This window comes from Microbacterium trichothecenolyticum (assembly GCF_030818955.1).
Taxonomy (GTDB): domain Bacteria; phylum Actinomycetota; class Actinomycetes; order Actinomycetales; family Microbacteriaceae; genus Microbacterium; species Microbacterium trichothecenolyticum_B.
This window is the reverse complement of the sequence record NZ_JAUTBF010000001.1, coordinates 2,149,491-2,174,985: the sequence shown is the minus strand read 5'-3', so window position 1 is coordinate 2,174,985 and position 25,495 is coordinate 2,149,491. Positions and strand designations below refer to the sequence as shown.

The 25,495-nt window shown below is 70.0% G+C and carries 21 protein-coding genes, 3 tRNA genes and 4 pseudogenes; 19 read left to right on the top strand and 9 right to left on the bottom strand.

The window, feature by feature from the left end; all coding sequences use genetic code 11:
- Positions 1-79: 79 nt before the first annotated feature.
- The 3 genes from QE412_RS10415 to QE412_RS10405 all read right to left on the bottom strand — a co-directional run bounded on the left by QE412_RS10415 (position 80) and on the right by QE412_RS10405 (position 2,791).
- The gene (locus tag QE412_RS10415) at positions 80-337 is read right to left on the bottom strand and encodes a glutaredoxin family protein (RefSeq protein WP_307483175.1); all 258 of its coding nucleotides are present in this window, start codon (positions 335-337) and stop codon (positions 80-82) included.
- A gap of 34 nt (positions 338-371) precedes the next feature.
- Positions 372-1,499: a glycosyltransferase gene (locus QE412_RS10410; RefSeq protein ID WP_307481834.1), complete on the bottom strand. Its 1,128-nt coding sequence runs from the start codon at positions 1,497-1,499 to the stop codon at positions 372-374.
- Positions 1,500-1,636: 137 nt separating this feature from the next.
- The gene (locus tag QE412_RS10405; RefSeq protein WP_307483172.1) at positions 1,637-2,791 is read right to left on the bottom strand and encodes a polysaccharide deacetylase family protein; all 1,155 of its coding nucleotides are present in this window, start codon (positions 2,789-2,791) and stop codon (positions 1,637-1,639) included.
- 104 nt (positions 2,792-2,895) lie between these two features.
- Here QE412_RS10405 and QE412_RS10400 point away from each other — a divergent pair, with 104 nt between their 5' ends.
- The 3 genes and pseudogenes from QE412_RS10400 to QE412_RS17730 all read left to right on the top strand — a co-directional run.
- Complete coding sequence (locus QE412_RS10400) at positions 2,896-3,852, top strand: Gfo/Idh/MocA family protein (RefSeq protein ID WP_307483170.1); 957 nt, start codon at positions 2,896-2,898, stop codon at positions 3,850-3,852.
- Between the two features lie 40 nt (positions 3,853-3,892).
- Positions 3,893-5,086, top strand: a complete 1,194-nt coding sequence (chrA, locus tag QE412_RS10395) for a chromate efflux transporter (protein ID WP_307483167.1) — start codon at positions 3,893-3,895, stop codon at positions 5,084-5,086.
- Positions 5,032-5,271, top strand: a pseudogene (locus tag QE412_RS17730) (AMP-binding enzyme); the annotation flags it as partial. The gene chrA and the pseudogene QE412_RS17730, both read left to right, overlap by 55 nt.
- A 157-nt stretch (positions 5,272-5,428) precedes the next feature.
- Here the strand turns inward: QE412_RS17730 and QE412_RS10390 are convergent.
- The 4 genes and pseudogenes from QE412_RS10390 to QE412_RS10375 form a co-directional block, all read right to left on the bottom strand.
- Positions 5,429-7,490, bottom strand: a pseudogene (locus QE412_RS10390) (MDR family MFS transporter).
- Positions 7,491-7,866: 376 nt separating this feature from the next.
- A tRNA-Phe gene (locus QE412_RS10385) sits at positions 7,867-7,939 on the bottom strand.
- Between the two features lie 64 nt (positions 7,940-8,003).
- Positions 8,004-8,077, bottom strand: a tRNA-Asp gene (locus tag QE412_RS10380).
- A 26-nt stretch (positions 8,078-8,103) separates the two neighbouring features.
- Positions 8,104-8,176, bottom strand: a tRNA-Glu gene (locus tag QE412_RS10375).
- Between the two features lie 213 nt (positions 8,177-8,389).
- Here QE412_RS10375 and QE412_RS10370 point away from each other — a divergent pair.
- A complete protein-coding gene (locus QE412_RS10370) occupies positions 8,390-9,832 on the top strand; it encodes a M23 family metallopeptidase (RefSeq protein WP_307483164.1) in 1,443 nt (480 codons plus the stop codon).
- 52 nt (positions 9,833-9,884) lie between these two features.
- Here the strand turns inward: QE412_RS10370 and QE412_RS10365 are convergent, their stop codons facing one another.
- Complete coding sequence (locus tag QE412_RS10365; protein WP_275801531.1) at positions 9,885-10,418, bottom strand: inorganic diphosphatase; 534 nt, start codon at positions 10,416-10,418, stop codon at positions 9,885-9,887.
- Positions 10,419-10,630: 212 nt separating this feature from the next.
- On the opposite strand from QE412_RS10365, the gene tilS reads away from it, so the two are divergent.
- The 12 genes and pseudogenes from tilS to lysS all read left to right on the top strand — a co-directional run bounded on the left by tilS (position 10,631) and on the right by lysS (position 21,699).
- Entirely contained in the window at positions 10,631-11,629 is a 999-nt protein-coding gene (gene tilS, locus QE412_RS10360) for a tRNA lysidine(34) synthetase TilS (RefSeq protein WP_307483161.1), read from the top strand.
- Positions 11,630-11,652: 23 nt separating this feature from the next.
- Positions 11,653-12,204, top strand: coding sequence for a hypoxanthine phosphoribosyltransferase (hpt, locus tag QE412_RS10355; protein ID WP_307483158.1), 552 nt, complete (start codon positions 11,653-11,655; stop codon positions 12,202-12,204).
- A gap of 137 nt (positions 12,205-12,341) precedes the next feature.
- Positions 12,342-14,345, top strand: coding sequence for an ATP-dependent zinc metalloprotease FtsH (gene ftsH, locus QE412_RS10350; RefSeq protein WP_307483155.1), 2,004 nt, complete (start codon positions 12,342-12,344; stop codon positions 14,343-14,345).
- Between the two features lie 6 nt (positions 14,346-14,351).
- A complete protein-coding gene (gene folE, locus QE412_RS10345) occupies positions 14,352-14,939 on the top strand; it encodes a GTP cyclohydrolase I (RefSeq protein ID WP_307483152.1) in 588 nt (195 codons plus the stop codon).
- A gap of 8 nt (positions 14,940-14,947) precedes the next feature.
- Positions 14,948-15,481, top strand: a pseudogene (gene folP / locus QE412_RS10340) (dihydropteroate synthase); the annotation flags it as partial.
- Positions 15,482-15,739: 258 nt separating this feature from the next.
- Positions 15,740-16,111, top strand: a complete 372-nt coding sequence (gene folB / locus QE412_RS10335) for a dihydroneopterin aldolase (RefSeq protein ID WP_307483149.1) — start codon at positions 15,740-15,742, stop codon at positions 16,109-16,111.
- Complete coding sequence (gene folK, locus QE412_RS10330) at positions 16,108-16,632, top strand: 2-amino-4-hydroxy-6-hydroxymethyldihydropteridine diphosphokinase (RefSeq protein ID WP_307483147.1); 525 nt, start codon at positions 16,108-16,110, stop codon at positions 16,630-16,632. Before folB ends, folK begins: the two co-directional genes overlap by 4 nt.
- A complete protein-coding gene (locus QE412_RS10325) occupies positions 16,629-17,114 on the top strand; it encodes a DUF3180 family protein (protein WP_307483145.1) in 486 nt (161 codons plus the stop codon). Before folK ends, QE412_RS10325 begins: the two co-directional genes overlap by 4 nt.
- Entirely contained in the window at positions 17,068-17,664 is a 597-nt protein-coding gene (locus QE412_RS10320; RefSeq protein WP_307483143.1) for a PH domain-containing protein, read from the top strand. The genes QE412_RS10325 and QE412_RS10320 overlap by 47 nt, the downstream gene beginning before the upstream one ends.
- Positions 17,661-19,319 (top strand): PH domain-containing protein, encoded by a 1,659-nt coding sequence (locus tag QE412_RS10315; protein ID WP_307483141.1) that lies wholly within the window; start codon positions 17,661-17,663, stop codon positions 19,317-19,319. The genes QE412_RS10320 and QE412_RS10315 overlap by 4 nt, the downstream gene beginning before the upstream one ends.
- Positions 19,316-20,038 carry a DUF2520 domain-containing protein gene (locus QE412_RS10310; RefSeq protein ID WP_307483139.1) on the top strand — a complete coding sequence of 241 codons (723 nt, stop codon included), beginning with the start codon at positions 19,316-19,318 and terminating at the stop codon, positions 20,036-20,038. Before QE412_RS10315 ends, QE412_RS10310 begins: the two co-directional genes overlap by 4 nt.
- A 140-nt stretch (positions 20,039-20,178) precedes the next feature.
- Complete coding sequence (gene lysS, locus QE412_RS10305) at positions 20,179-21,699, top strand: lysine--tRNA ligase (protein WP_307483136.1); 1,521 nt, start codon at positions 20,179-20,181, stop codon at positions 21,697-21,699.
- Here the strand turns inward: lysS and QE412_RS10300 are convergent.
- Positions 21,650-22,810, bottom strand: a complete 1,161-nt coding sequence (locus QE412_RS10300) for a DUF4192 family protein (RefSeq protein WP_307483132.1) — start codon at positions 22,808-22,810, stop codon at positions 21,650-21,652. The two genes, lysS and QE412_RS10300, sit on opposite strands and share 50 nt — an antisense overlap.
- Before the next feature lie 133 nt (positions 22,811-22,943).
- Between QE412_RS10300 and QE412_RS10295 the strand changes: the two genes are divergently transcribed.
- From QE412_RS10295 to QE412_RS10285, 3 genes and pseudogenes are all read left to right on the top strand, one after another.
- The gene (locus tag QE412_RS10295) at positions 22,944-23,141 is read left to right on the top strand and encodes a hypothetical protein (protein ID WP_307483130.1); all 198 of its coding nucleotides are present in this window, start codon (positions 22,944-22,946) and stop codon (positions 23,139-23,141) included.
- Positions 23,142-23,208: 67 nt separating this feature from the next.
- Positions 23,209-24,673: pseudogene (gene cls / locus QE412_RS10290) on the top strand (cardiolipin synthase).
- 78 nt (positions 24,674-24,751) lie between these two features.
- Positions 24,752-25,489, top strand: a complete 738-nt coding sequence (locus tag QE412_RS10285) for a hypothetical protein (RefSeq protein ID WP_307483127.1) — start codon at positions 24,752-24,754, stop codon at positions 25,487-25,489.
- Positions 25,490-25,495: the final 6 nt, after the last annotated feature.

The window sequence follows — 25,495 nt, the reverse complement described above, 5'->3', positions numbered from 1 at the left end:
GGCGGGCAACGCCGTGCCCGCCTCGCCGGTGAGCGCGCGGCGCACCGGCCACGCGGTGGTGAGGGCCATGCCGACCGGGTCAGATCAGCGACAGCTCGCGCAACTTGGCCTCGACGTCGGCGTTCGACGGCTCGACGTGATGGCTGGAGTCGGGGTAGACGACGACGGGGATGCTCGTGCGGCCCGAGATCTCCTTCGCGACATCGGCTGCGGCGGGTTCGGCCACGAGGTCGACGTACTCGTACGCGACGCCGAGCTCGTCGAGCTGCTTCTTGGTGCGGATGCAGTCACGGCACCAGTCGGCGCCGAACATACGGATGGGGGCTTCGCTGGACATGGTTCCAGCGTACGCCGCTCGTGCCCGCCCGGTGTCAGGCGGTGAGTTCGTCTTCGAGGGGTTCGATGGCGCGGACGGCTTTGCCGACGCGGCTCTTGGTGGGGGCGTAGACGACGAGGGCGTGGAAGACGAAGCGTACGACGAACGCGGCGATCAGGGTGAGGGCGGCTGCGACGACGCTCTGGATGTGCGCTTGGTTCACGAGCAGCCAGATGACGGGGATTCGCACGATCGCTTCGACGCCGTTGAACGTGAACGACTTGATGAAGCGGTGGCGCATGAGCCCCGACTCCTGCCGCATGTCGGCGAAGACGAGGTATTCGAGTGCGAGGAAGTTGGCGACGATCGTGATGACGCTGGCGACGATCGCGGCGACGATGTACTGCACGCCCACCGCGGTCAGTGCCCACATGATGACGAGGTTGGCGACGGCGCCCAGACCGCCCACGATCGCGAATGCCGACATGCGGCCGAAGCGCAGCATGGTCAGCTGGGTGAGGAAGCGCATGCCCTGGCTGAACGAGGCCTTGGATTCCCCGGCGAAGCGCGGCGCGAACGAGAACGGCACCTCGGCGACGCGCATCTGTTTGCGGGCGAGGATCTCGAGCAGGATCTTGAACCCGCGCGGGCGCAGTTCGTCGACCTCGAGCGCGCGGCGGTCGATGAGGAAGAACCCGGTCATGGGGTCGGAGCAGTTGTGCAGCTTCTTCGGGAACATCGCCTTGGTCAGCAGCGTCGACGCCCGTGACACGGTGGTGCGCACCGCGTTGGCGAGCCCGTCGGAGGTGCCGCCGGCGATGTATCGCGAGGCCACGACCACGTCGGCGTCGCCTTCTTCGACGCGGGCGAGCAGGTCGGCGATGACCTCGGGCGGGTGCTGCAGGTCGCCGTCCATGACGACGCAGTACTCGGATGCCGCCGCGCGGATCCCCTCGACGACGGCGCCGCCGAGCCCGCCCACGGGGTCGTCGCGGTGGATCAGGCGCACCGGGATCGTCGCCGTCGCCGCGACCGCGCGGATGATGTCGGGGGTGTCGTCGGTGGAGTCGTCGACGAAGATCACCTCGACCTCGCGACCGACCAACGCCTGTGCCGTCCGCCGCACGAGCTCGGCGACGTTGGGACCCTCATTGAAGGTCGGAACGATGACGGAAAGTTGCATGGATGCTCGCGTTTTCTCAGTAAGGCGGAAGTACACAGCGTAGAAGGGCCGACGCGTGCTCGATCCCGCATTATTTCGGAGTTACCTGAGAGGTACCGGGTGTTTCACCCATGGGGAGGAGCAGACCCGCCGGGGGTTCAGCCGATGTATTCCTTCAGGTCGTCGACCTTCATGCCGTAGTTCATCCGCACGACGGGGAGTGCGAGCTTGTCGGTGCCGATGCGCACATAGCCCGACTCGATCGTGCGGCCCAGCTCGAAGCCGGCTTTGCGCATGCCCTCTTTGGTCGTTTCGTTGTAGTGCCCGTAGGGGTAGGCCACGACTTCTTTCACCCCGAGGATCTCGGCGGATTTCTCCAGGTCCGCGGCGATCGTGTCGGCATCCTCGTTGACCATGCGGCCCTTGCCGTTGGCGCCGGCGCGGTGCATGTCGTGCGTGTGCGAGCGCTGCAGCACCCACTGATTCGGGGTGGGCTCGGTACGCGCCGACGTGATGACGAACGACGTCGTGAGGAGCTTTCGTGCGTCGACGATCGGCGCCGCGAGCTCGAGCCACGAGCTGTCCGCGTCGTCGTCGGTGATGATGACCGAGTGCTTCGGCAGGAACAGCTGGCCGTCGATGAAGGCGCTGAGCTCGTCCCAGGTGGGCAGGTAGAAGCCGGACTCCTGGATATAGGCCATCTGCGCGTCGAAGTCGCCGATGTAGGCGTAGTTCAGCCGGAGCCAGTTGTCTTCGCCCTCGGGGTTCCGGGTGAACTGGTGGTACATCAGGATCGGGATGCCGGCATTCTCGGCCTCGTTCGCTGCCGGCGTCGTCCACCCGGCGAACAGCGTCCGCTCCCGGTCCGTGCACGAGACGAGGTCGGCGCCGTTCAGACGGGCGGGCAGGTTCATCGCGGTCGCGTCGGCGGGCGTCGCGTACCACCCGGCGAAGACGCGGCCGTCGGCGCGGGGGATGGGCAGAGCCTGGTAGCGGGTGCCCTCGGACTGCAGCGCGGGGGCGATCGAGATGCCCTCGCCCTGGAACGACACCGCACACGCTTTGGTGTCGGTCGTGGTGGCGAGCAGCTGTTGGGCGGCGGTGAGCGGCGTGGGAGTGGGCGTCGGCGTGGCCGAGGGGGTGTCGAGGGCCGAGGGGGCGTCGGCCACGGGCGAACCGGCCTGGCCGCGGGTCAGCGCGAAGGCCGTGACGCCTCCGGCGATGAGGACGATGGCGACGGAGGCGAAGAGCGTTCGCCGGGCGCGGGCACGCCGGGAGACGCGGCGACGGTGCTGTGCGCGGGTGGTGGTCATGGTGCCTCGGGCTTCGGGTGGCGAACCCGGCCGATCATACCGGGACGATTCGCGCATTTCCGGGACGGTTTCTGCGAGCGCATCCCGGACGGGAGGATGGACCCATGATCCGCATCGGCATCGTTGGCACCAGCAGCATCTCGGAGCGCCTTGCCGAGGCGGTGGGCGAGCTCGAGGGCGTGGAGGTTTCGCGGGTGGCCTCCCGCGACGGCCGGCGTGCCCGCGCGTTCGCCGATGCGATCGGCGCACCGGGCATCGCGGTCGGCCTCGACGAACTGCTCGCCGCCTCCGATGTCGATGCCGTGTATCTCGCGAGCCCCAACGCCCTGCACGGCGACCAGGTGCGTGCGGCGGTGGATGCCGGCATCCCGGTGCTCGTGGAGAAGCCCGCGGTGCTGACGGCGGGGGAGTGGGATGCCGCGGTGTCTCACGCCCGCGCGCGCGGCGTCGTGCTGCTGGAGGCCATGCGCACGGCGTACGACCCCGGTCTCGCCGCGGTACGGGCGGCGCTGCCGCGGTTGGGCGAGATCCGCCGCGTCTCGTTCCGCTACGAGAAGCGCTCGGCCCGCTACGACCACGTGCTGGCGGGCGAGCAGACGAACATCTTCGACCCCGCCCTCGGCGGGAGCGCGCTGCGCGATCTCGGCGTCTATCCCCTGCACGCCCTCGTGCGACTCTTCGGCGCGCCGCGCGCGATACGGGGCGTGCGCGTGGGTATCGCCTCCGGCACCGACGGCCTGGGCAGCGCGATCGCCGCCTACGACGGGTTCGTCGCCGACGTCGCTTGGTCGAAGATCACCGACACCGGCCTGCCGAGTGAGATCCAGGGGGAACAGGGTTCGCTGTCGATCGACGCGATCGACGCGCCGCGACGCCTCACCGTTTCGCCCCGAGAGGGGCAGGTCGAGGTGATCGAGGTCGACGCGCCGGCCAATCCGATGGTCGGTGAGGTGGAGCGACTGCGCGACAGCATCGCCGGTGGCGACGTCTCGACGGACCAGGAGCTCACGGGGGTGACGCTCCGACTCGTGGACGAGCTGTTGCGCGTTCCCTTGTCGTGACATTCACCCGTTGTTCGCCTGACGCCGCGATGATCGAGGGATGCAACGACCGGGCCGCGTGAGCGAGGTGTTCCTCGCGTTCCTGCGCTTGGGGGTGACATCGTTCGGTGGTCCCGTCGCGCACCTGGGCTATTTCCGCTCCGACTTCGTCGAGCGACGTCGCTGGATGGACGACCGCGCCTACGCCGACCTCGTGGCGCTGTGCCAGTTCCTCCCGGGCCCCGCATCGAGCCAGGTCGGCTTCGCGATCGGCTTGCAGCGTGCCGGCGCCCTCGGGGCTCTCGCCGCCTTCGTCGGGTTCACGGTGCCCTCGGCGGTCCTGCTCGTCGCGTTCGCGGCGGGCGCGGCGCTGGTGGGCGGCTCCGTCGGCGACGGGGTGCTGTCGGGTTTGAAGATCATCGCGGTTGCGATCGTCGCCCACGCGGTGTGGGGGATGGCCCGCACCCTCGCCCCCGACGCGCGCCGCGCGGGCATCGCGGTCGTCGCCCTCGCCCTCGCCCTGCTCGTGCCCGGAGCGCTCGGGCAGATCGGCGCCCTGGCCGTGGGGTTCCTCGCGGGCCTGCTGCTCCTTCGCGGAACCGAAGAGCCTCCCGGGTCTCACCTGGTCGCGTTCGGTGTACCCCGGGCGGTCGCGATCGCGTGCCTCGTGGCGGCCGGCGTCGGACTCGTCGGACTCCCGGTGCTCGCCTCGGTGACGGGTTCGGGCGCGCTCGCGCTCGCCGATGTCTTCTTCCGCTCGGGTGCCCTGGTGTTCGGGGGAGGGCACGTCGTGCTGCCCCTGCTGCAGGCGGGCGTCGTCGAGAGCGGATGGGTGTCTCCCGAGGCGTTCCTCTCGGGTTACGGCGCGGCGCAGGCCGTGCCGGGCCCGCTGTTCACCTTCGCCGCCTACCTCGGCGCCGTGTCGGGCGTGGGCCCGGGCGGCGTCGTCGGCGCGGCGGTCGCCCTCGTCGCGATCTTCCTCCCCGGCTTGCTCGTGCTGGTGGGCGTGCTGCCGTTCTGGGACGCCCTGCGCGGGCGTGCGTCGGTGCGCTCGGCGATGCGGGGTGCGAACGCCGCGGTGGTCGGCATCCTGGGCGCGGCCCTGTACACCCCGGTGTTCACGACCGCGATCGCCGGGACCGGTGCGTTCGTCCTCGCCGTCGTCGGATTCGTGCTGTTGACGGCGTTGCGCGCTCCGGCATGGGTCGTGGTCCTCGTCGGAGCCGGCGGGGGAGTGCTCCTCGCCCTCCTGTGAGGCGGGGTCAGGGGCGCGCTGGACGCGTCCGATCTCGACCGTGTCGTGCTGATCGACCCCACGTCCGGCTATCGCATCCGACAATCCAGGATGCCGCCGTCATCGGCGCCCTCGACGACGACCGGCGGGAGATTCCCGAGGCCTTCGTCGTCGTCGCGCGCGGCGTCGAGCTCACCCCCGAGGACCTGGTCGCGGCCGAGGTCGCACCGCACAACAAGGTGCGGCGCGTGGGGTTCGTCCCGCGGTGCCGCAGTCGGCATCCGGCAAGTTCTGCGAAAGCACCTGCGGGCCCGCGAGGCCGGGTGAGACGGTGGGGGCGGACGACGGCCCGCCCCCACCGTCTCACGGGGCGAGGAGCGCGCCCGATTGAGCGGCGGCTTCGTCGGCGCGCTTCTCCTCGTCTTCTCGTCCGCGGCGCTCGTCGGCGGCTTCCTGCAGGGCCCGACTTGGCGCGCAGCGGCGGGGTGCGGAAGAACAGCGACAGCACGAAGGCCAGCAGCAGGACCGACATCGCCACCCCGTAGACGCTCACCGCCGACGCGTTGAACCCGACGAGGAACGGCTTGGCCAGGCGCGGGTCGGCGTTCACCAGGAACGAGGTGTCGTCGAGCGTGGAGTCGCCGACCGAGGCGTTGTCGTCTCCGGCGCGGAACTGGTCCTCGAGGTTCGTCGCGATGGTGTCGACGAAGGCGGCACGCTGCGCGGCGTCGGAGAAGTCGAGGCTCACCGTCCCGTCCGACGCGATGCGCGCGACCGGCATCTGCTGCTGGACCTGCGTGGTCGCGGCGGTGAGAGCCTGGGCGATCGCGGCCTGCGTCGCCGCCGCCTGGGCCGAGGCCGGGAGCTGCCCGGCGGCGACCTTCTGGGCCACGGCCTGGGTCGCGGCATCCTGAGCCTGCTGCACGTTCTGCTGCAGCTGGGTCGTGACGGCGTCGGTCGCTCGCGACACGATCGGGGCGTAGATCGCCGACATGATCTTCTGGTTCGCCGGGGCCGACGACACGGTCGGGTCGAGGGCGGCGTCGAGCGCGTCGGTCAGGGTCGTACGGTCGCTGAACGATCCGATGACGTTCGTCGGCATGAGCGTGAACAGCAGCGAGAGCAGGACGGCGGTGCCCAATGTCCCGCCGATCTGACGGAAGAACGTCGACCCGCTCGTGGCCACACCCATGTCGCGCAGGCCCACCGAGTTCTGGCTGGCGATGGTCAGGGTCTGCATGAGCTGGCCGAGACCCAGACCGATGACGAGCATCGCGATCGCGACGTGCCAGTACGGGCTGTCGTACTTCAGGAACGTCAGCAGGAAGAAGCCGACCGACATCAGCAGCGTGCCGATGATCGGGAACATCCGGTAGCGGCCGGTTCGCGCGATGATCTGACCGCTGCCGATCGAGGCGATCATGAGGCCGAGGATCATCGGCAGCATCTCGAAACCGCTCTGCGTGGGGTTCGAGCCCAGCACGAGCTGCAGGTACAGCGGCAGGGTGAGCATCGCGCCGAACATGCCGAACCCGACCAGCACGCCGATCACGGTCGCCATCGAGAAGGTCGGCGAGCGGAACAGCTTCAGCGGGATGAGGGCGTCGTCTCCCATCGCTCGCTCGGCGATCACGAAGGCCAGGATGCCGAGGCCCCCCACGACGTAGCAGGCGAGGGCGATCGGCGAGCCCCAACCCCATTCGCGGCCCTGCTCGGCGACGAGCAGCAGCGGCACGAGCGCCACGATGACGGTCGTCGCGCCCCACCAGTCGATGCGCACGGAGTGACGCGGCTGCTTGGGAAGGTGCAGGAAGCGCCAGACGATCGCGAGCGCGGCGATGCCGATGGGCACGTTGATGAGGAAGACCCAGCGCCAGCCGGTGATCCAGAGGATCTGGTCGGCTCCCGCGAACAGGCCGCCCACGAGCGGGCCGATGACGCTGGAGATACCGAAGACGGCGAGGAAGTAGCCCTGGTACTTCGCGCGCTCGCGGGGCGCGAGCATGTCTCCCATGATCGCGAGCGGCATCGACATGAGGCCACCGGCGCCCAGTCCCTGGATCGCGCGGAACGCGGCGAGCTCGATCATCGAGGTCGAGAAGCTCGCGAGGATCGAGCCGACGATGAAGATGAGGATCGCCAGCAGGAACAATGGGCGGCGTCCGAAGATGTCGGAGAGCTTGCCGTAGATGGGCGTCGCGATCGTCGAGACGATCAGGTAGGCGGTGGTGACCCAGGCCTGCAGGCTGAGGCCCTGCAGGTCGTCGCCGATCGTGCGGATAGACGTGCCGACGACGGTCTGGTCGAGGGCGGACAGGAACATTCCGGCCATCAGGCCGAAGATGACGAACATGATCATGCGGTGGGTCATGACCGTGTCGGTGGCGGCGGTGCGCGCGCGCCGGCTCTGGGTGATGTCTGACATTCGTCCTCATCGAGAAGGGGTGGCGGGCGGCTCGAGAAGGCGGAGTCGGGCGCCAGGTGCTTGCTAAAAGTCAACTAATAGTAGCGCTGTCCGGTGGCCCGCGGAACCACCCACGCGCGCGCGGCGTCGGCGGGGCTGCATCGGTGTGGCGGAGGCGTCGGCGGGGCGGAGGCGTTGGTGTGGCGGAGGCGTCGGTGAGAACAGGCCATCGTGCGAAAGCAGGGCGGTCTGGGCGCCGGGCGGCCTGTTCTCGCGTGATCGCCTGTGCTCGAACGGGCGTCTGCGCGAAAGCGCGTGCGTCCGCGCACGCGCGAGGCGCGCGCGGCGTCCAGAAACGAGAAAGACCCCCGTGAGTAGAAGCCTCACGAGGGTCCAGTGGCTCCGACGGGCGTCGATCCCGTGACCTCACGATTTTCAGTCGTGCGCTCTACCAACTGAGCTACAGAGCCGAGCGGCATGTCTGCCGCTTCCGAGACGAAAGGCCTCCTCGAAAGAAGGCCCGTCGCTATGGAGCGACCCTGACGGGACTTGAACCCGCGACCTCCGCCGTGACAGGGCGGCACGCTAACCAACTGCGCTACAGGGCCATGCTTATTCAATTATTACCGGAAAGTGACCCCAACGGGATTCGAACCCGTGCTACCGCCGTGAAAGGGCGGCGTCCTAGGCCGCTAAACGATGGGGCCGGATGAGCCGGGAACCTTGCGATTCCAACCTCGCTTGCCGACGACCGAGCCTACTTCACAATCTCCGAGATTGCCAATCGAGGGCGTGGCGTACGCGTCCCGAGCGTGTCGAGGGCGCAGGATGAGCCGGGACAGCGGGAACTCGCCCTGTTGTTCGTGTGACTCGTGTTGCTACTGTTGCCGAGTTGCGAACCGGTGAGATGAGGTATTCCCGTGACGCTTGAGCGCCCCGACGAATCAGAGGACTGCGGCTGCGCGCCCACCGCGGAAGAGCGGCGGCGTCTCTGGCCGTCGTTCGATCGACGCAGCGCGCTCAAACTGGGTGCGTTCGGTGCGGTCGCCGTGGGAGCATTCGGCGCGGTGGCGCCGAGCCTCGGTTCGCCGGCGTTCGCGGCCGATTACCCGTCGTGGGCCGACGTCGAAGCGGCTCGCGCGAACGAGGCGGCCAAGGCCGGCGAGATCTCGCGTATCCAAGGACTGATCCAGGGTCTGCAATCCGAGGTCGCCCGTACGCAAGCCGAGGTGGTCGCCCGCTCCGATGAGTACTACGCGGCGCAGCAGGCCTACTTCGATGCCGACTATCGGGCGCAGCAGATCCAGACCCAGGCCGATGCGAAGGCCGCTGAGGCCGTCGACGCGGCGAACAAAGCCGGCAAGGTCGCCGCGCAGCTCTACCGCTCCGGCGGTGATGACACCTCGCTCGACCTGTTCTTCTCGGGCTCGGCCGCCACGGCAGACGATCTGCTGGCCAAGCTCGGCACCATGGACAAGCTCATCGAGCGCAACCGCTCGGTGTACGCCGCCGCCGTCACCGCACGCGATTCCGCGCAGCAGCTGAGCAACCAGGCCAGCGATGCCCGCACCGAGCGCGACCGTCTGCAGAAGATCGCCGAAGAGAAGATGCAGGCCGCCCAGCAGGCCGCCGATGCGGCGCAGGCCGCGCTGGCCGAGCAGCAGGCGAACCAGGCGACCCTCGAGGCGCAGCTGGCGGCTCTGCAAGACACGACGGCCAAGACGGTCGCCGACTACCAGGCCGGCGTCGAGGCCGAGCGCAAGGCGCGGGAAGAGCGCGAGCGCAAGGCCCGCGAAGAGGCCGAGGCGCGCGACCGTGCCGAGCGCGAGCGTCGCGAGCAGGAGGAGCGCGACCGCGCCAACAACAACAGCAACAACGGCGGCGGCGGTGGTGGCGACAGCGGCGGTGGAGGCGGTGGCGGCAACGGCGGCGGCGGTGGACCGGGCGGCTGGTCGCGTCCGTCCTGGGCCGGCACGACCTCGGGCTACGGCCCGCGCTCCAGCCAGTGCAACGGCAGCTACTGCGCCAGTTCGTGGCACCTCGGGCTCGACTTCGGGGCCGGGTGCTGGTCGCCGATCTACGCGGCCTTCGAGGGTCGAGTGAGCTACGCCGGCTACAACGGCGGCTACGGCAACTACATCCGCATCGAGCACCCGGATGGCTCGGCCACCGGGTACGCCCACATCGTCAACGGCGGCATCTACGTCTCGAACGGTCAGTGGGTCAACTCGGGCCAGCAGATCGCCGCTGCGGGCCAGACCGGCAACTCGTTCGGGTGCCACCTGCACTTCGAGGTCTACCCCCCGTGGGGTGGGACCACCGACCCGGCGCCGTGGTTGCGCTGGCGCGGCATCGACGTCTGATACGACAGAACCCCCGGTCTCGGACCGGGGGTTCTTCGCGTACGCGGCGGAATCAGAGCGTGTTGGGGGCCTCGCCCGAACCCTGCGTCTTGGTCTGCGCGTCGTGCTCGTCGAAACGCGTGAACGCCTCGCTGACCAGGCGCTCGGCCTCGGCGGCATCCGCCCACTCGTCGACCTTGACCCACTTGTTGGGCTCGAGGTCCTTGTAGTGCTCGAAGAAGTGGGTGATCTCCTTCTTCGTCCACTCGTCGATGTCGCCGACGTCCTGGATGTGGTCCCAGCGCGGGTCCTTCGCCAGCACCGCGACGACCTTGTCGTCGCCGCCGGCCTCGTCGCTCATCTTGAGCACGCCGACGGGGCGCACCTTCGCGAGGATGCCGGGGTGCAGCTCGCGGTCCAGCAGCACGAGCACGTCGAGGGGGTCGCCGTCTTCGCCGAGGGTGTTCTCGAAGAAGCCGTAGTTGGCCGGGTAGCCGAACACCGTGTAGAGGATGCGGTCGAGGTAGACACGGCCGGTTCCGTGGTCGACTTCGTACTTCACGCGGCTGCCGCGGGGGATCTCGATGACGGCGTCGTACGCGCCCATACTCGTGCTCCTTAGATCTGTGGATTTCCGCGCCCAGCCTATCCGGGCGCCGCCGGGGCGCGCCGCCCCCACAACTCCTGCAGAGCCGGCGTGCCATCGCGCGTCGACCCACTGACGCGTCGATGTGCAGGAGTCGTGCACGCGTCCGCACGGACAAGCGCCTCACCCCGCGGAAGCCGCGGGTCACGGCCGACGGGCCATACCGTGGAGGCATGGAGAACCGTCCCGGGCTCGATCCGTCCGTCGCCGAAGTGCGCCGCGCCGTGCGCGCGGTGCTCGAGAGGGTCGATGGGTCTGCCGTCGTCGCCCTCTCCGGGGGTCCGGACTCGCTCGCCCTCGCGGCCGCGACGGCCTTCGAGGCCGAGCGCCGCGGCATCCCGGCTCACGCCGTCGTGATCGACCACGGTCTGCAGGAGGGGTCGGATGCCATCGCGTCCCGTGCCGCCGACACCGCCCGGCGCCTGGGACTCGATGCCCGGGTCGTGCGTGTCGAGGTGGCACCGGGCGAGGGTCCCGAGGCAGCGGCCCGCGAGGCGCGGTACGCGGCTCTGTCCCGCGCGGCCGACGACGTCGGGGCCGATGTCGTCTTGCTCGGCCACACGCTCGACGATCAGGCCGAGACCGTGCTGCTCGGGCTCGCCCGCGGCTCGGGCGCCCTGAGCCTGGCCGGGATGCCGGTGGAGCGACGTGACGCGACGGGCCCGCTGTGGGTGCGCCCGCTGCTGTCGGTGCACCGGCGGACGACCGTCGCCGCCTGCGCCGCCGAGGGGCTCTCCCCGTGGACGGATCCTCATAACGCCGACCCGGCGTTCGCGCGTGTACGGGTGCGCGAACGTGTGCTGCCCGTGCTCGAGGCCGAGCTCGGCCCGGGCATCGCCGAGGCCCTCGCCCGCACCGCCGAGCAGCTTCGGGAGGATGCCGCGGCGTTCCAGGAGATGATCGACGAGACGATCGAAGACATCGTCGAGCACGCCGAGGCGGGCATCTCGGTCTCGGTCGCCGCCCTCGCCGCCAATCCCGCGGCGCTGCGAAACCGCATCGTGCGGTATGTCGTCGAGAGCGAGTTCGGTGTTTCGCTGTCGCGTTCGCAGACCCTCGAGGTGGCGCGCCTTGCGACCGAGTGGCGCGGGCAGGGCCCGATCGATCTGCCCGGCTGCCTCGCCCGTCGCGTCGGCGCTCGTATCGAGATCGCCGCGCGGGCGGCATCCTGAATCCCTCGACGTAGACTTTCCCAATGCGCGCGGCCGATATCTCCGACGACATCAGCGAAGTCCTCCTCACCGAAGAGCAGATCCACGACAAGCTCGCCGCGTTGGCGCAGCAGGTCGTCGCCGACTACTCGGGCAAGGACGTCGTGCTCGTGGGGGTGCTCAAGGGTGCGGTCATGGTCATGGCCGACTTCGCCCGTCACCTGCCCATTCACCTCACGATGGACTGGATGGCGGTGTCGTCGTACGGCGCGAGCACGCGCTCGAGCGGTGTCGTGCAGATCCGGAAGGACCTCGACACCGACATCACCGGCAAGCACGTCCTCATCGTCGAGGACATCATCGACTCGGGCCTCACGCTGAGCTGGTTGCTGGAGAACTTCGCGTCGCGCGGCGCCGCGTCGGTCGAGGTGCTGGCGCTGCTGCGCAAGCCGGATGCCATGAAGGTCGAGGTGGACTGCCGGTACGTGGGCTTCGACATCCCGAACGACTTCGTCATCGGTTACGGCCTCGACTACGCCGAGAAGTACCGGAACCTCCGCGACGTCGCGGTGCTCGCGCCCCACGTCTACTCCTGATCGAGGGCGGCGTGCAGGGGGCCGGTTCGTGCCGTTGTACGCCCATGACGAACGCACAGGCCCGGCATAGTCCTCGGGCGTTAGCCTGATGCGACCGCATTTCTGCGGAGATCACGAAAGGGCTGGGCTCGCCCACCATGAATTTCAAGAAGATCACGCGTAATCCGATCGTCTACGTTCTGCTGGTCGGTCTGCTTCTGGTGATCGGTTTCTCGCTCATCTCGAACCTCAGCGGTGCGCGTCAGATCTCGACGCAAGAGGGCCTGCAGCTGTTGAAGGGCGGGACGGTCACCCAGGCGGTGACCAATGATCCCGACCAGCGCGTCGATCTCACGCTGTCGCAGCCCTTCGAGGGCGCCGAGAACGTGCAGTTCTACTACGGTCAGGCCCGCGCGAACGAGGTGGCCAGTGCGATCGACGCCGCCGCCCCGGCGGACGGCTACAACGACGTCGTGCCCAAGCCCAGCTGGTTCGACGGGTTCCTCGGGCTCATGCTGCCGCTCGTGCTGCTCGGCCTGCTGTTCTGGTGGCTGCTCTCCAGCGCCCAGGGCGGCGGCAGCAAGGTGATGCAGTTCGGCAAGTCGCGCGCCAAGCTCGTCACCAAGGAGACACCGACGGTCACCTTCCAAGACGTCGCGGGATCCGACGAGGCCATCGAGGAGCTCGACGAGATCAAGGAGTTCCTGAAGGACCCGAAGAAGTTCGAGGAGGTCGGCGCGCGCATTCCCAAGGGCGTGCTGCTGTACGGCCCTCCCGGAACCGGCAAGACCCTGCTTGCGCGCGCCGTCGCGGGTGAGGCGGGCGTGCCGTTCTACTCGATCTCGGGTTCGGACTTCGTCGAGATGTTCGTCGGCGTCGGCGCGAGCCGCGTGCGCGACCTGTTCAACCAGGCCAAGGAGAGCTCACCGGCCATCATCTTCATCGACGAGATCGACGCCGTCGGCCGTCACCGCGGCGCCGGCATGGGCGGCGGTCACGACGAGCGCGAGCAGACGCTCAACCAGATGCTCGTCGAGATGGACGGCTTCGACCCGAAGGTCAACGTCATCGTCATCGCGGCGACCAACCGCCCCGACATCCTCGACCCCGCTCTCCTGCGCCCGGGCCGCTTCGATCGTCAGATCGGCGTCGACGCTCCCGACCTCAAGGGCCGTCAGCGCATCCTCGAGGTGCACGGTCGCGGCAAGCCGCTGTCGGACTCGGTCGACCTCGAGGTCGTCGCGCGCAAGACGCCCGGCTTCACCGGCGCCGACCTGGCGAACGTCCTCAACGAGGCCGCCCTGCTGACGGCGCGTTCGAACGCGCAGCTCATCGACAACCGCGCCCTCGATGAGGCCATCGACCGCGTCATCGCCGGTCCCCAGCGCCGCACGCGCGTGATGAAGGACAAAGAGAAGCTCATCACGGCCTACCACGAGGGCGGCCACGCTCTCGCTGCGGCAGCGATGAACCACACCGACCCCGTCACGAAGGTCACGATCCTGCCGCGCGGCAAGGCACTGGGCTACACGATGGTGCTTCCGCTCGACGACAAGTACTCCGTCACCCGCAACGAGCTGCAGGACCAGCTGACGTACGCGATGGGCGGTCGCGTGGCGGAGGAGATCGTGTTCCACGACCCCACCACCGGTGCGTCCAACGACATCGAGAAGGCGACCAGCATCGCCCGCAAGATGGTCACCGAGTACGGAATGACCAACGAGGTCGGCCCGGTCAAGCTCGGCTCGTCGTCGGGCGAGGTCTTCATGGGCCGCGACATGGGTCACGGCCGCGACTTCTCGGAGCGCATCGCCGAGCGCGTCGACGCCCAGGTGCGCGCGCTGATCGAGCAGGCCCACAACGAGGCGTACCAGGTCATCAACGACAACCGCGAGGTGCTCGACCGCCTCGCTCTGGCGCTGCTCGAAAAGGAGACCCTCGACCACAACGAGCTCGCCGAGATCTTCACCGACGTCAAGCGTCTGCCCCCGCGCCCGCAGTGGCTGTCGTCGGGCGACCGTCCGGTCTCGACGCAGCCGCCCGTCGACGTGCCGCGTCGCGCGCAGCCCGCGGGCATCGCGGCGTCCGCCGAGGCGGAATCGACGTCCGCGGCCCCGGCGCAGCAGCGTCCGAGCGGACACACGCGCCCGGCCACCGCCTGAGGCGCCGTGGCTGTCGATCGTGAGCGTGTCGCCGCTCTGGTGCGCGAGCTCCTGGAGGCGATCGGCGAGGACCCCGACCGACCGGGGCTCCGCCAAACCCCGGCGCGCGTGGCGGAGTCCTGGGCCGAGTTCTTCGGGGGAGTAGGTCAGGATGCCACGGCCCCGCTGCAGCGCACCATCTCGGTGTCGCGAGGACCGGCGCCCGACACCCTCCCCTCGGGTGCGGTGATGCTGCGCGACATCGCGTTCCGCTCGATGTGCGAGCACCACTTACTGCCGTTCCGCGGTCGCGCGCACGTCGCCTACCTCCCCGGTGAGGAAGTCGTGGGCCTCGGCGCGCTGCCGCGCGTGATCGACGTGCTCGCCGCGCGCCCGCAGGTGCAGGAGCGTCTGGGCGAGCAGATCGCCGACACGATCGACGGGGCGCTGGACGCGCGGGGCGTGCTCGTCGTGCTCGACGCCTCGCACGAGTGCGTCACGATGCGCGGTGGTCGCCAGCCCGACGCGTCGACGGTCACGATCGCCGCGCGCGGCGCCTATGCCGAGCCCGCCGCGCGCGCCGAGCTCGTGGCGCTGATCGGAGCGCGCGCGTGACTGTCGTCATGGGCATCGTCAACGTCACCCCCGACTCGTTCAGCGACGGCGGGCGTTACCTCGATCCCGATATCGCCATCGCCCACGCGCGGGCGCTGCGCGCGCAGGGCGCCGATCTGCTCGACGTCGGCGGGGAGTCGACCAGGCCCGGTGCCGAGCGGGTGGCGCCGCGGATCGAGCAGCAGCGCGTTCTGCCGGTGGTCGAGGTGCTGGCATCCGAGGGCGCGCTCGTGAGCATCGACACGATGAACGCCGCGACCGCGGTCGCCGCGGTGCGCGCGGGGGCGCGACTCGTCAACGACGTGTCGGGGGGTCTCGCCGATCCGGAGATGCTCGCGGCCGTGGCCGAGACGGGCGCCGACATCGCCCTGGGCCATTGGCGCGGGCCGTCTCGCGAGATGTACGCCCGCGCCGACTACGCCGATCTCGCCCGCGAGGTGACGGCCGAGTTGCGAGAGCGCGTCGATGCCGCGCTGTCGGCCGGGGTGCATCCCGAGCGCATCGTGGTCGACCCCGGCATCGGTTTCGGCAAGCGCGCCTCGCAGAACTGGCTCACCCTGCGAGCGGTCCCCGAGATCGTCGCCCTCGCGGTACCGCGTTCTCGTGGGCACGAGCCGCAAGGGGTTCCTCACGGAGGTGCTCGGCGGCGAGGCCGATCTCGCCCGACGGGATCTCGCCACCGCCGTCACGAGCGTGCTGTCGGCGCAGGCCGGTGCGTGGGCCGTGCGCGTTCACGACGTTCCGAGCACACGCGACGCGCTCGCCGTGGCTCGCGCATTCACCGAGGCCGGGGAGGCCCCATGACCACCGTCGCCGACCGGATCACGCTGACGGGGGTGCGCGCCGTGGGCTTTCACGGGGTGTATCCCGACGAACGGCGCGACGGGCAGGAGTTCGTCGTCGATGTGACGCTGCATCTGTCGCTGCGACGTGCCGCCGAGACCGACGACGTCGCCGACACCGTGCATTACGGCGAGCTGGCCGAACGCATCGTCGCCCTGGTGGAGGGGGAGCCGGTCGATCTGCTCGAGACTGTCGCGCAGCGCATCGCCGACGACGTCCTGGACGACGAGCGGGTGGCATCCGTCACCGTCACCGTCCACAAGCCGCAGGCGCCCATCACCGTGCCGTTCGGCGACGTCTCGGTCACCATCGAGCGGAGCCGCGCGTGAACGTACGGCTGGCGCACGGGATCGACGCCGCCCCCCGCGCGTCCGACGTGCCGGCGGTGGTCGCGCTCGGAGCCAATCTGGGCGAGCGTGCCGAGGCCCTCGCGGCGGCCGTCGACGAGCTCGGGCGCTTGCCGCTGACCTCGATCGTCGCGGTGTCGACCCCGCTGGAGACGATCGCGGTGACGCTCGACGGCGAGAACACCGCCGCGCCCCGCTACCTCAACGCCGTCGCGCTCCTGCGCACCCGCCTCGCCCCGGCCGAGTTGCTGGCGTCGCTGCACCGTATCGAGGCGCGGCATGGGCGCGTGCGTCGCGAGCGGTGGGGCGACCGCACGCTCGACCTCGACCTGATCACCTACGGCGACGAGACCATCGACCGCGACGGCCTCGTCGTCCCGCACCCCCGGGCTCACGAGCGCGAGTTCGTGCTCGCGCCGTGGGCGGAGGTGGATCCGGATGCCGAGATCCCCGGCCGCGGTCGGGTCACCGATCTGTTGGACGGGTTGCGAGGACCGACGTGAAGCGCACCGGTGCAGGCATTCTCGTCATCGCCCTCGTCATCGGGGCCGTGAGCGGTTTCGTGCTCGACACCCTGCTCACCGCGATGGGGCGGGCAACCTTCGCCCCCGCGGCGAGCCTGCCGACGATCCTCGCCCTGCTCGGGGCGATCATCGTGGCGCTCGCGGTGCCGGTGTACCGCGCGACCCGCGGACGCACCGCACGACCCATCGATCCGTTCCGGGCGCTGCGCATCGCGATGCTCGCCAAGGCCTCGTCGCTCGTGGGCGCGGCCGCGACCGGTTTCGGAGCCGGACTCCTGGCGTTCCTGGCCACCCGCCCAGTGACCCCGTCGATAGGCTCGATGGGATCGATCATCGCGACGGTCGTGTGCGGAGTCGTCCTCGTCGTCGCGGGTCTCGTGGCAGAGCAGCTCTGCACCATCCGGAAGGACGACGATGACGACACCCCCGGAGACACCCCCGTCGGACCCGTCGGCGCCTGAGCCCGGCGGAACGGCGGACACCCCGCTCGACGAGCAGACGTTCACGCGTGTCCGCGAACCGCGCGGCGAGGGACGACTCCCGCTCGGCGACGGCACCTGGCATCAGCTCGCACGCGCCTACGTGCGGGTGCAGCTCATCTCGCAAGGCGCGGTGTTCCTCGTCGTGCTGGCCGTGGCGATCGGCATCCAGGTCGTCACCGGCCTTGCGTGGCCGTGGATCCCCGCAGGGGTGATCCTGTTCATCACGGCGGCCGGCCTCGTGATCACCCCGCGCCAGGCGCGCTCGTTCGGCTACCAGCTGCGCCGCGACGATCTGGTCTTTCGCCGCGGCATCCTCTGGCAGCGCGTGGTGGCCGTGCCGTACGGCCGTATGCAACTCGTCGACATCACTCACGGGCCGCTCGACCGTGGCTTCGGCATCGCGCAGCTCAAGCTGGTGACCGCGGCGGCGTCGACCGGGGTGACCATCCCCGGTCTCACCCAGCAGGCCGCGGAGCACCTGCGCGACACGCTCGTCGCCGTCGCCGAGACCCGCCGGACCGGGCTGTGACCGAGCCCCGCCTGCCCGACGACCCCGCGGGAGCCGACGCGTCCGTGCCGGCCGTCGAGCCCCCGCCGCAGGCGGCGAGTTCGGCGGGCCCCGCGCCTTCTTCGGGCCCCGCCGCTTCGCCCGGCCCTGCACCGGGGCGGCCGCTCGTGCGCTCGCCCTTCAGCGACGGCGCATGGCACCGACTGCACCCGCTGACGCCGCTGCTGCGCGGGGGACTGACCCTGGTCGTCATCGTGGGGCTCATCGTCGCCAACCTTCGCGAGCGGCTGCTGGAGCTGTTCTTCCCCGCCTTCACCGACCTGCCCCCCGACCCGGTCGACTACCTCTTCGCCAACAACCTCCTTCTCATCGCGGGGGGCGTGGCGCTCGGGGTGCTGGTCGTGCTGCTCGTTCTCTTCCGGTTGTCGTGGCGGTTCCACACCCTGCGGATCGGCGACGACGACGTCGAGGTGCGCTCGGGCGTGCTCTTCCGCACGCATCGGCGCGCGCCCCTCGACCGGGTGCAAGGGGTCAACCTGACCCGGCCGATGATCGCGCGCCTGCTGGGGCTGGCGAAACTCGAGGTGGTCGGGGCGGGTCTCGACGCCAACGTCAAGCTCGAGTACCTGTCGGGCAAGGATGCAGAGGCCATCCGCGGCGACATCCTCCGCCTCGCCTCCGGTCGCCGTCTCGCCGAGACCGGGACGGCCGCCGATGAGCGGTCCTCTCTCGTCCGCCATGCCGCGGCGGCGGTGGGCTCGGGGCTGCAGGGGATCGTCGACGGCGAGGACCTCTCCGACGCAGAGCCTGCGAGCATCGTGCGCATCCCGATCGGTCGACTCGTGGCATCCCGGGTCCTCAGCGGCTCGACGCTCGTGCTCATCGCCTTCGTCGTCGGCATCGCGATCGCGGCGTCGGTGTCGACGCTGTGGCTGCTGTTCACCGTCGTGCCGATGTTCCTGGCCTTCGGCGCGTACTACGTGCGCTCGATCGCGCGGGGGCTCCGCTATTCCATCGCCCCGACGGCCGACGGCGTGCGGGTGACGTTCGGCCTCTTCACGACGGTCTCCGAGATCGTCCCGCCCGGTCGCGTGCACGCCATCGAGGTGCGTCAGCCGCTGATGTGGCGCCCGTTCGGGTGGTGGAGCGTCTCGGTGAACCGCCTGTCGGGCCGGTCGTCGACCGACACGAGCACCGACCAGTTCGCCGCGGTGCTGCCGATCGGCACGCGCGACGACGTCGAGCGGGTGCTGCGGATTCTGGCCCCGACTCTGTCGGGAGCCGAGTGGACACTCGTCTTCCGCGACGGCATCCTGGGTCCGATGGACGACGACCCCTACGTGACGACCCCGCGCCGCGCGCGCCTGCTGCGGCCGCTCTCGTGGCGCCGCAACGGCGCACGGCTCACGCCCGACGCTCTGCTGCTGCGCCGCGGATTCGTCTGGCGTTCGCTCAGCGTCATCCCCCTCGCCCGCCTGCAGTCGGTGGGTCTGCGCCAGGGCCCGCTCGCCCGTGCGCTGCGCACAACGACGCTCACGGGGCACGTGATCGCCGGTGTCGTGCACACGTCGCTGGGCGCGCTCGACCGCGACGACGCCCTCGCCCTGTTCGAGAACACCTCGCGGGCGACGATCTCGGCCGCGGCGGGCGACCGCAGCCATCGGTGGGCCGGATGAGCGGCGAACGCGACGGGCGTCTGGGCGTGGGCGTCATCGGCGCGGGGCGGGTGGGGCCCGTCATCGCGGCGGCTCTCGCCGGCGCCGGGCACGCGCTCACCGGGATCACCTCGGGATCCGACGACGACCGCGTCGAGGCCATCTTGCCGGGGCTGCCGGTGCTCACCGCCGACGAGGTCGTGCGCCGCAGCGAGTTGGTGATCGTCGCCGTTCCCCACGATCAGCTGCCCGGGCTCGTCTCGGGCCTCGCCGACGTCGGCGCCTGGCAGCCGGGTCAGCTCGTGCTGCACACCGACCCCGCCTACGGCGTGCGCGTGCTCGATCCGGCGATGCAGCGCGGGGCGATCCCGCTCGCGATCCACCCGGCGATCGTCTTCACCGGTGCCTCGTCGATCGACTTGCGCCAGCTCGCCCAGTCGTACGCCGCGGTCACCGCTCCCGCCCCCGTGCTGCCGATCGCGCAGGCGCTCGCCGTCGAGCTCGGCTGCGAGCCGGTCGTCGTCGCCGAGGCCGACCGAGAGGTGTACGCCGAGGCGATCGCGACCGCGACGGAGTTCTCGCGCTCCATCGTGCGCCAGTCCTCCGACCTGTTGTCGCGCGTGGGTGTCGACAACCCCGGTGGGTATCTCTCGGCGCTCGTGCGCTCCAGCGTCGACCAGGCGCTCATCGAGGGCGCCGGACGGAATCCTCTCGACGGCAGCGTTCCGCTCGACGGATGATCCGCACCCGGATGTGAGATCCGCGGCGCGGCAGGTTCTCGATCTGGTGCCCGTCGTCGCTCGGGACGGCGAGGGCTCCGCGCCACGGCGGCCCCCATCGCGACGAATAGACTGGGACGCGACCCCGAGGAGCTTCCCTGATGACCGACGCGCCCGCGAACGACGCCGCCGAACCCACCGAAGACGAGGTCTTCGAGCAGAAGGCGGTGCGCCTCGCCAAGCGCGAGCGGCTGCTCGCGGAGCGCGCCGACGCCGCCGGCGGCCCCTATCCGGTCGCTGTCCCTGTCACCACGACCATTCCCGAGCTGCGTGCCCGTTTCGGGGAGCTCGAGGCCGGCGCCGAGACCGGCGAGACCGCCGGTGTCGCGGGTCGCGTCGTGTTCAGCCGCAACACGGGCAAGCTCTGCTTCGCGTCTTTGCAGTCGGGCGACGGCAGCCGCATCCAGGCGATGGTGTCGCTCGCGAGCGTGGGGGAGGAGTCCCTGCAGGCGTGGAAGGAGCTGGTCGACCTCGGTGACCACGTCTTCGTCTCGGGCGAGGTCATCTCGAGCCGCCGCGGCGAACTGTCGATCATGGTCGCCGAGTGGCGCGTCGCGGCGAAGGCGGTGCTGCCGCTGCCCAACCTGCACAGCGAGCTGAGCGAAGAAAGCCGCGTGCGCAGCCGCTTCCTCGACCTCATCGTGCGCGACCGCGCCCGCGAGACGGTGCTCGCGCGCGCGAAGGTCAATGCGAGCCTGCGCCGAACCTTCACCGACCGCGACTTCGTCGAGGTCGAGACACCCATGCTGCAGGTGCAGCACGGTGGCGCCAGCGCGCGTCCTTTCACCACGCACTCGAACGCATTCGACACCGAGCTGTACCTGCGCATCGCGCCCGAGCTCTACCTCAAGCGCGCCGTCGTCGGTGGTATCGACCGGGTGTACGAGATCAACCGCAACTTCCGCAACGAAGGCGCCGACTCCACCCACAGCCCCGAGTTCGCGATGCTCGAGGCCTACCAGGCGTACACCGACTACAACGGCATCGCCGACCTCACGCAGACGCTGATCCAGGACGCCGCGATCGCGGTGGCGGGGTCGACGAAGGTGACGTGGGCCGACGGCACCGAGTACGACCTCGGCGGCGACTGGGACCGCATCTCGATGTACGACTCGCTGTCGGAAGCGGCTGGTCGTTCCATCACCCCCGACACCTCGCTCGATGAGTTGCGGGCGCTGGGTGCCGAGAACGACGTTGACGCTCCGCCGCACGAGACCCACGGCAAATGGGTCGAAGAGCTGTGGGAGCACTTCGTGAAGGGCGGTCTCACCCGCCCGACCTTCGTGATGGACTTCCCCGTCGACACCAGTCCGCTGGTGCGCGAGCACCGCTCGATCGCCGGTGTGGTGGAGAAGTGGGACCTGTACGTGCGCGGCTTCGAGCTGGCGACCGGGTATTCCGAGCTCGTCGACCCCGTGATCCAGCGCCAGCGCTTCGTGGAGCAGGCCAAGCTCGCCGCGCGTGGTGACGATGAGGCCATGCCCGTCGACGAGGAGTTCTTGCGTGCTCTCGAGCACGGCATGCCGCCCACTGGAGGCATGGGCATGGGTATCGACCGCCTGCTCATGGCGATCACCGGGCTCGGGATCCGCGAGACGATCCTCTTCCCGCTCGTGAAGTAGGCGGCTCGAAGACCCACTCCGGCAGCCGCCCGGCGTCGAGCATGGTCATGACGATCGAGCTCAACCCGTGCGTGCTGTCGATCTCGATCGCGGCCTGCGCGTAGGTCCCCGCGTGCGACGAGCGTCCGGTGGCCCACGCCAACCACGCACACGCCGACAGGGTGCCGGGGCGCCGCACGCGGGGGAGCAGCCCGGCGATCCGGCGACACAACTCCAGCGCGTCGCGCAGCCGGTCGATGTCGGGAGCAGCGCCTTCGCCCCACATCGGTCGTGCCAGGTCGGCGGGGAAGGGCGAGCCTTCGCCGAAGGTGGTCTGCGCTTCGAACACGGCGTCGCCGACGGTGATGTCGGCGGTCCATTGCATGAGGGCCACGTCGCGCAGGGCGGGGCGCTCGAGGCAGAAGGCGACCGCGGCGAGCTGTGCCGGGCTCAGATCGCCGGGGCTCGCGCGCACGGCTTCTTCGAGGAGCGCGGGGGGATCGGCGAGCACGGTCACGACGTCGTCGGCGGCGCGTCGGCGCTCATCGTCGAGGCGGGCGCCGCCCCGGGGGCGCGAGAGAACCCGATCGACGTCGTCGAGCAGGCGCGACACCGAGCGGGCCAACTCGGCATCGACGTCGGGCAATGCCGCGGCCGAGAATTGATCGGCGGCCACGGGAGGCCCGGGCACATCGACGACACCGGCCCCGATCTCGGCGAGTGGACGGCCGGCGGCCGAAGACGGGTCGAGGTAGCTGTTCCACGCATCGGGGCCGACCACGAGGGCGTCGACGATGCGCAACCCGCAGATGTCGGCCCGGGCGATGACGGTGTCGACCACCGCGCGGTGAGGCAGCGGGGACTGCCCCGCGACCTGGTCTTCGGTGTACACGGCGAGGGCGATCGCGTCGGTGCGGGCGATCTTGCAGGCCATGCCGATGACGGTGGAGCCGATGCCCTCGACCTCGGCCGGGGTGGATCCGGACGGGAGGTCGACGCGCAGGGCGCCGAGGGAGCGCCCGTGCCCGAAGGGAACGATGACGAGACTTCGCTGCGGGGTGCATTCGAGCAGTCGAGGGACGAGGGCGAGGAAGGACGACGAGGACGAGGCTCGGACGACGGTGGTGGTCATGCGTCGAGAGTGGCCCGGGGCGCGTGGACCGCGCGGCGTGAGATGGCTCGATCGTGGACAGTCGGCTCGATCGAGGCGCTGGGGAGGACGGGTGCGTGGCCGATCGTTCCGGCGGCGCGGGTATCCTGGGTGCATGGATGCCACCTGGACCGCGGTGCTGTGGGCGCTCCTGCCCACCCTCGTCGTGTCGGTGGTCTTCTTCTTCATCCTCCGCAACGTCATCCGCATGGATCGCACCGAGCGCAAGGCCTACGCCCGCATCGAGGCGCAGGAGCGCGCGAAGCGTGGGCTGCCGCCGGTCGCCGCGGGCGGCGAGGGCCCGGCGAACTGACGAACGCGCGACGCGTGTCGGACGCCGTCGCTACGCTGGGTGCACAACCCGCCCAGGAGGATCCGTGATCAACGCCGAGTTCGACACGAGCTGGCTCGTCATCACGCTGTTCGTCGTCGACCTGGTGGTGCGCATCGCGGCGATCATCATCGTCCCGCGTAACCGCCGACCGACGGCCGCCATGGCCTGGCTGCTCGCCATCTACTTCATCCCCTTCGTCGGCGTGCTGCTGTTCCTCCTGATCGGCAATCCGCGTCTCCCGCGCCGGCGGCGCCGCAAGCAGGCCGCGATCAACGAGTACATCCACGACACCAGCGCCTCGCTCGAGTTCGGCACCCTGCAGCCGCATGCCCCCGACTGGTTCCGCGCATTGGTGCGACTCAACCGCAATCTCGGCGCCATGCCGATCGCCGGCGACAACGCGGCGACCCTCATCTCCGACTACCAGAAGAGCCTCGATGCCATGGCCGAGGCGATCCGCCGGGCTCAGCGGTACGTGCACGTCGAGTTCTACATCCTGCAGTCCGACGACTCGACCGACAACTTCTTCCGCGCCCTCGAGGAGGCCGCCGAGCGCGGTGTCGTCGTGCGGGTGCTGCTGGATCACTGGGCCAACCGCGGCAAGCCGTTCTACAAACAGACCCTGCGCCGCCTCGACGCGATGGGTGCGCACTGGCACTTGATGCTGCCGGTGCAGCCGTTGCGGGGGAGATATCAGCGCCCCGACCTGCGCAACCACCGCAAGCTCCTCGTGATCGACGGCGACGTCGCCTACATGGGGTCGCAGAACGTCACCGACTCCTCCTACAACCTGCGTAAGAACATCCGCCGGGGGCTGCACTGGGTCGACCTCATGGTGCGCGTCGAGGGCCCGGTCGTCGCCAGCATCAACGCGGTGTTCCTGTCGGACTGGTACAGCGAGACCGACGAGACACTGCGCGACGAGATCGACCTGTTCAGCGTCACGACCGGCCCGGGCGATCTGGATTGCCAGATCGTGCCGTCGGGCCCCGGATTCGACTTCCAGAACAACCTCAAGCTGTTCCTGGGGCTGCTGTTCGCGGCGCGCGAGCGCATCATCATCGTCAGCCCGTACTTCGTACCCGACGAGGCCCTGTTGCTGGCCATCACCACGGCATGCCAGCGCGGGGTGCACGTCGAGCTCTTCGTGTCCGAAGAGGGCGATCAGGCGATGGTCTACCACGCTCAGCGCAGCTACTACGAGGCGCTGCTGCGTGCCGGCGTCGTCATCTGGATGTACCGCAAGCCCTACATCCTGCACAGCAAGAGCGTCACGATCGACGACGAGGTTGCCGTCATCGGCTCGAGCAACATGGACATGCGCTCGTTCGGTCTGAACCTGGAGGTCTCGATGCTGGTGCGCGGCGGAGGAGTTCGTCCGCGACATGCGTGAGGTCGAAGACCACTACCGTGGGCTCAGCCGCCAGCTCACGATCGAGGAGTGGCGCACGCAGCCGTTGCGCTCGACGATCCTCGACAACCTCGCCCGTCTCACGTCCGCGTTGCAGTGAGTCGGCCGCGGCATTCGCCGCTGGCATCCAGGAATCTTCGCCATCATGGGCCGGAACGTCCTTCCCCCCGGAGGTTTCATGTCTCGTCGCACTCTGTCCTTCGCCGGCGTCGTCGGCGCCGCCCTGCTCACCGCCGGCGCGCTCGCCGGATGCGCGACCGGCGCGTCGTCGCCCTCGTCGTCGACCGGGCCTTCGTCGTCGACACCGGATGCCACGGGCGTGGCGCCCGCGACGCAGATCGGTGCCGCGTGGCTCGACGGTGGTCGTTCGATCGCGGTGGTCACTTCGGGCAGCTCGTCGTGCCCGCCCGTCGTGAGCGGCGAGCCGACGCTCGCCGACGGCACCGTGTCGGTGACGCTCGCGGAGTCGCCGCGGGACAACTGCACGCGCGACATGGCGCCGCGCGCGACGCTCGTCGGTCTCCCCTCGGGCACCGATGTCGCGCGCGCGTGGACGGTGTCGGTCGAGGGCGTCGCCGAGGGGCGGGCGATGCTCGACGGCCTGACGTCGGCGGCCCCGACGGGGCAGGCGGATTTTTCGCCCAGCGCCGGCTGGGTCGACGACTCCCTCATCGCGATCCTGACCTACGGCAGCTCGGGCTGCCCGCCCACGGTCGAGTCGGTCACCACCGCGGGCAGCGACATCGCCGTGCAGTTCGCGACGCCCCCGGCCGACCAGGTCTGCACCATGGACATCGCGCCGCGCGTGACCCTCGCCGAGGTCGGGGGCGATGTGCCCGCGGGCGAGGTGTCGTTGACCCTGTCGGGCGGGAACGTCGATGCCACCGGACCGATCACCGTGCTCGGCACCCGCTGATGCGCC

Coding starts and splice junctions, on each gene's coding strand:
- QE412_RS10285 (WP_307483127.1), top strand. CDS start 24,752: ATGTCTCGTCGCACTCTGTCCTTCGCCGGCGTCGTCGGCGCCGCCCTG.
- QE412_RS10320 (WP_307483143.1), top strand. CDS start 17,068: ATGACGACACCCCCGGAGACACCCCCGTCGGACCCGTCGGCGCCTGAG.
- QE412_RS10365 (WP_275801531.1), bottom strand. CDS start 10,418: ATGGGCGCGTACGACGCCGTCATCGAGATCCCCCGCGGCAGCCGCGTG.
- ftsH (WP_307483155.1), top strand. CDS start 12,342: ATGAATTTCAAGAAGATCACGCGTAATCCGATCGTCTACGTTCTGCTG.
- QE412_RS10295 (WP_307483130.1), top strand. CDS start 22,944: ATGGATGCCACCTGGACCGCGGTGCTGTGGGCGCTCCTGCCCACCCTC.
- QE412_RS10405 (WP_307483172.1), bottom strand. CDS start 2,791: ATGACCACCACCCGCGCACAGCACCGTCGCCGCGTCTCCCGGCGTGCC.
- QE412_RS10415 (WP_307483175.1), bottom strand. CDS start 337: ATGTCCAGCGAAGCCCCCATCCGTATGTTCGGCGCCGACTGGTGCCGT.
- QE412_RS10400 (WP_307483170.1), top strand. CDS start 2,896: ATGATCCGCATCGGCATCGTTGGCACCAGCAGCATCTCGGAGCGCCTT.
- lysS (WP_307483136.1), top strand. CDS start 20,179: ATGACCGACGCGCCCGCGAACGACGCCGCCGAACCCACCGAAGACGAG.
- QE412_RS10300 (WP_307483132.1), bottom strand. CDS start 22,810: ATGACCACCACCGTCGTCCGAGCCTCGTCCTCGTCGTCCTTCCTCGCC.
- chrA (WP_307483167.1), top strand. CDS start 3,893: ATGCAACGACCGGGCCGCGTGAGCGAGGTGTTCCTCGCGTTCCTGCGC.
- hpt (WP_307483158.1), top strand. CDS start 11,653: ATGCGCGCGGCCGATATCTCCGACGACATCAGCGAAGTCCTCCTCACC.
- folB (WP_307483149.1), top strand. CDS start 15,740: ATGACCACCGTCGCCGACCGGATCACGCTGACGGGGGTGCGCGCCGTG.
- QE412_RS10410 (WP_307481834.1), bottom strand. CDS start 1,499: ATGCAACTTTCCGTCATCGTTCCGACCTTCAATGAGGGTCCCAACGTC.
- QE412_RS10310 (WP_307483139.1), top strand. CDS start 19,316: ATGAGCGGCGAACGCGACGGGCGTCTGGGCGTGGGCGTCATCGGCGCG.
- tilS (WP_307483161.1), top strand. CDS start 10,631: ATGGAGAACCGTCCCGGGCTCGATCCGTCCGTCGCCGAAGTGCGCCGC.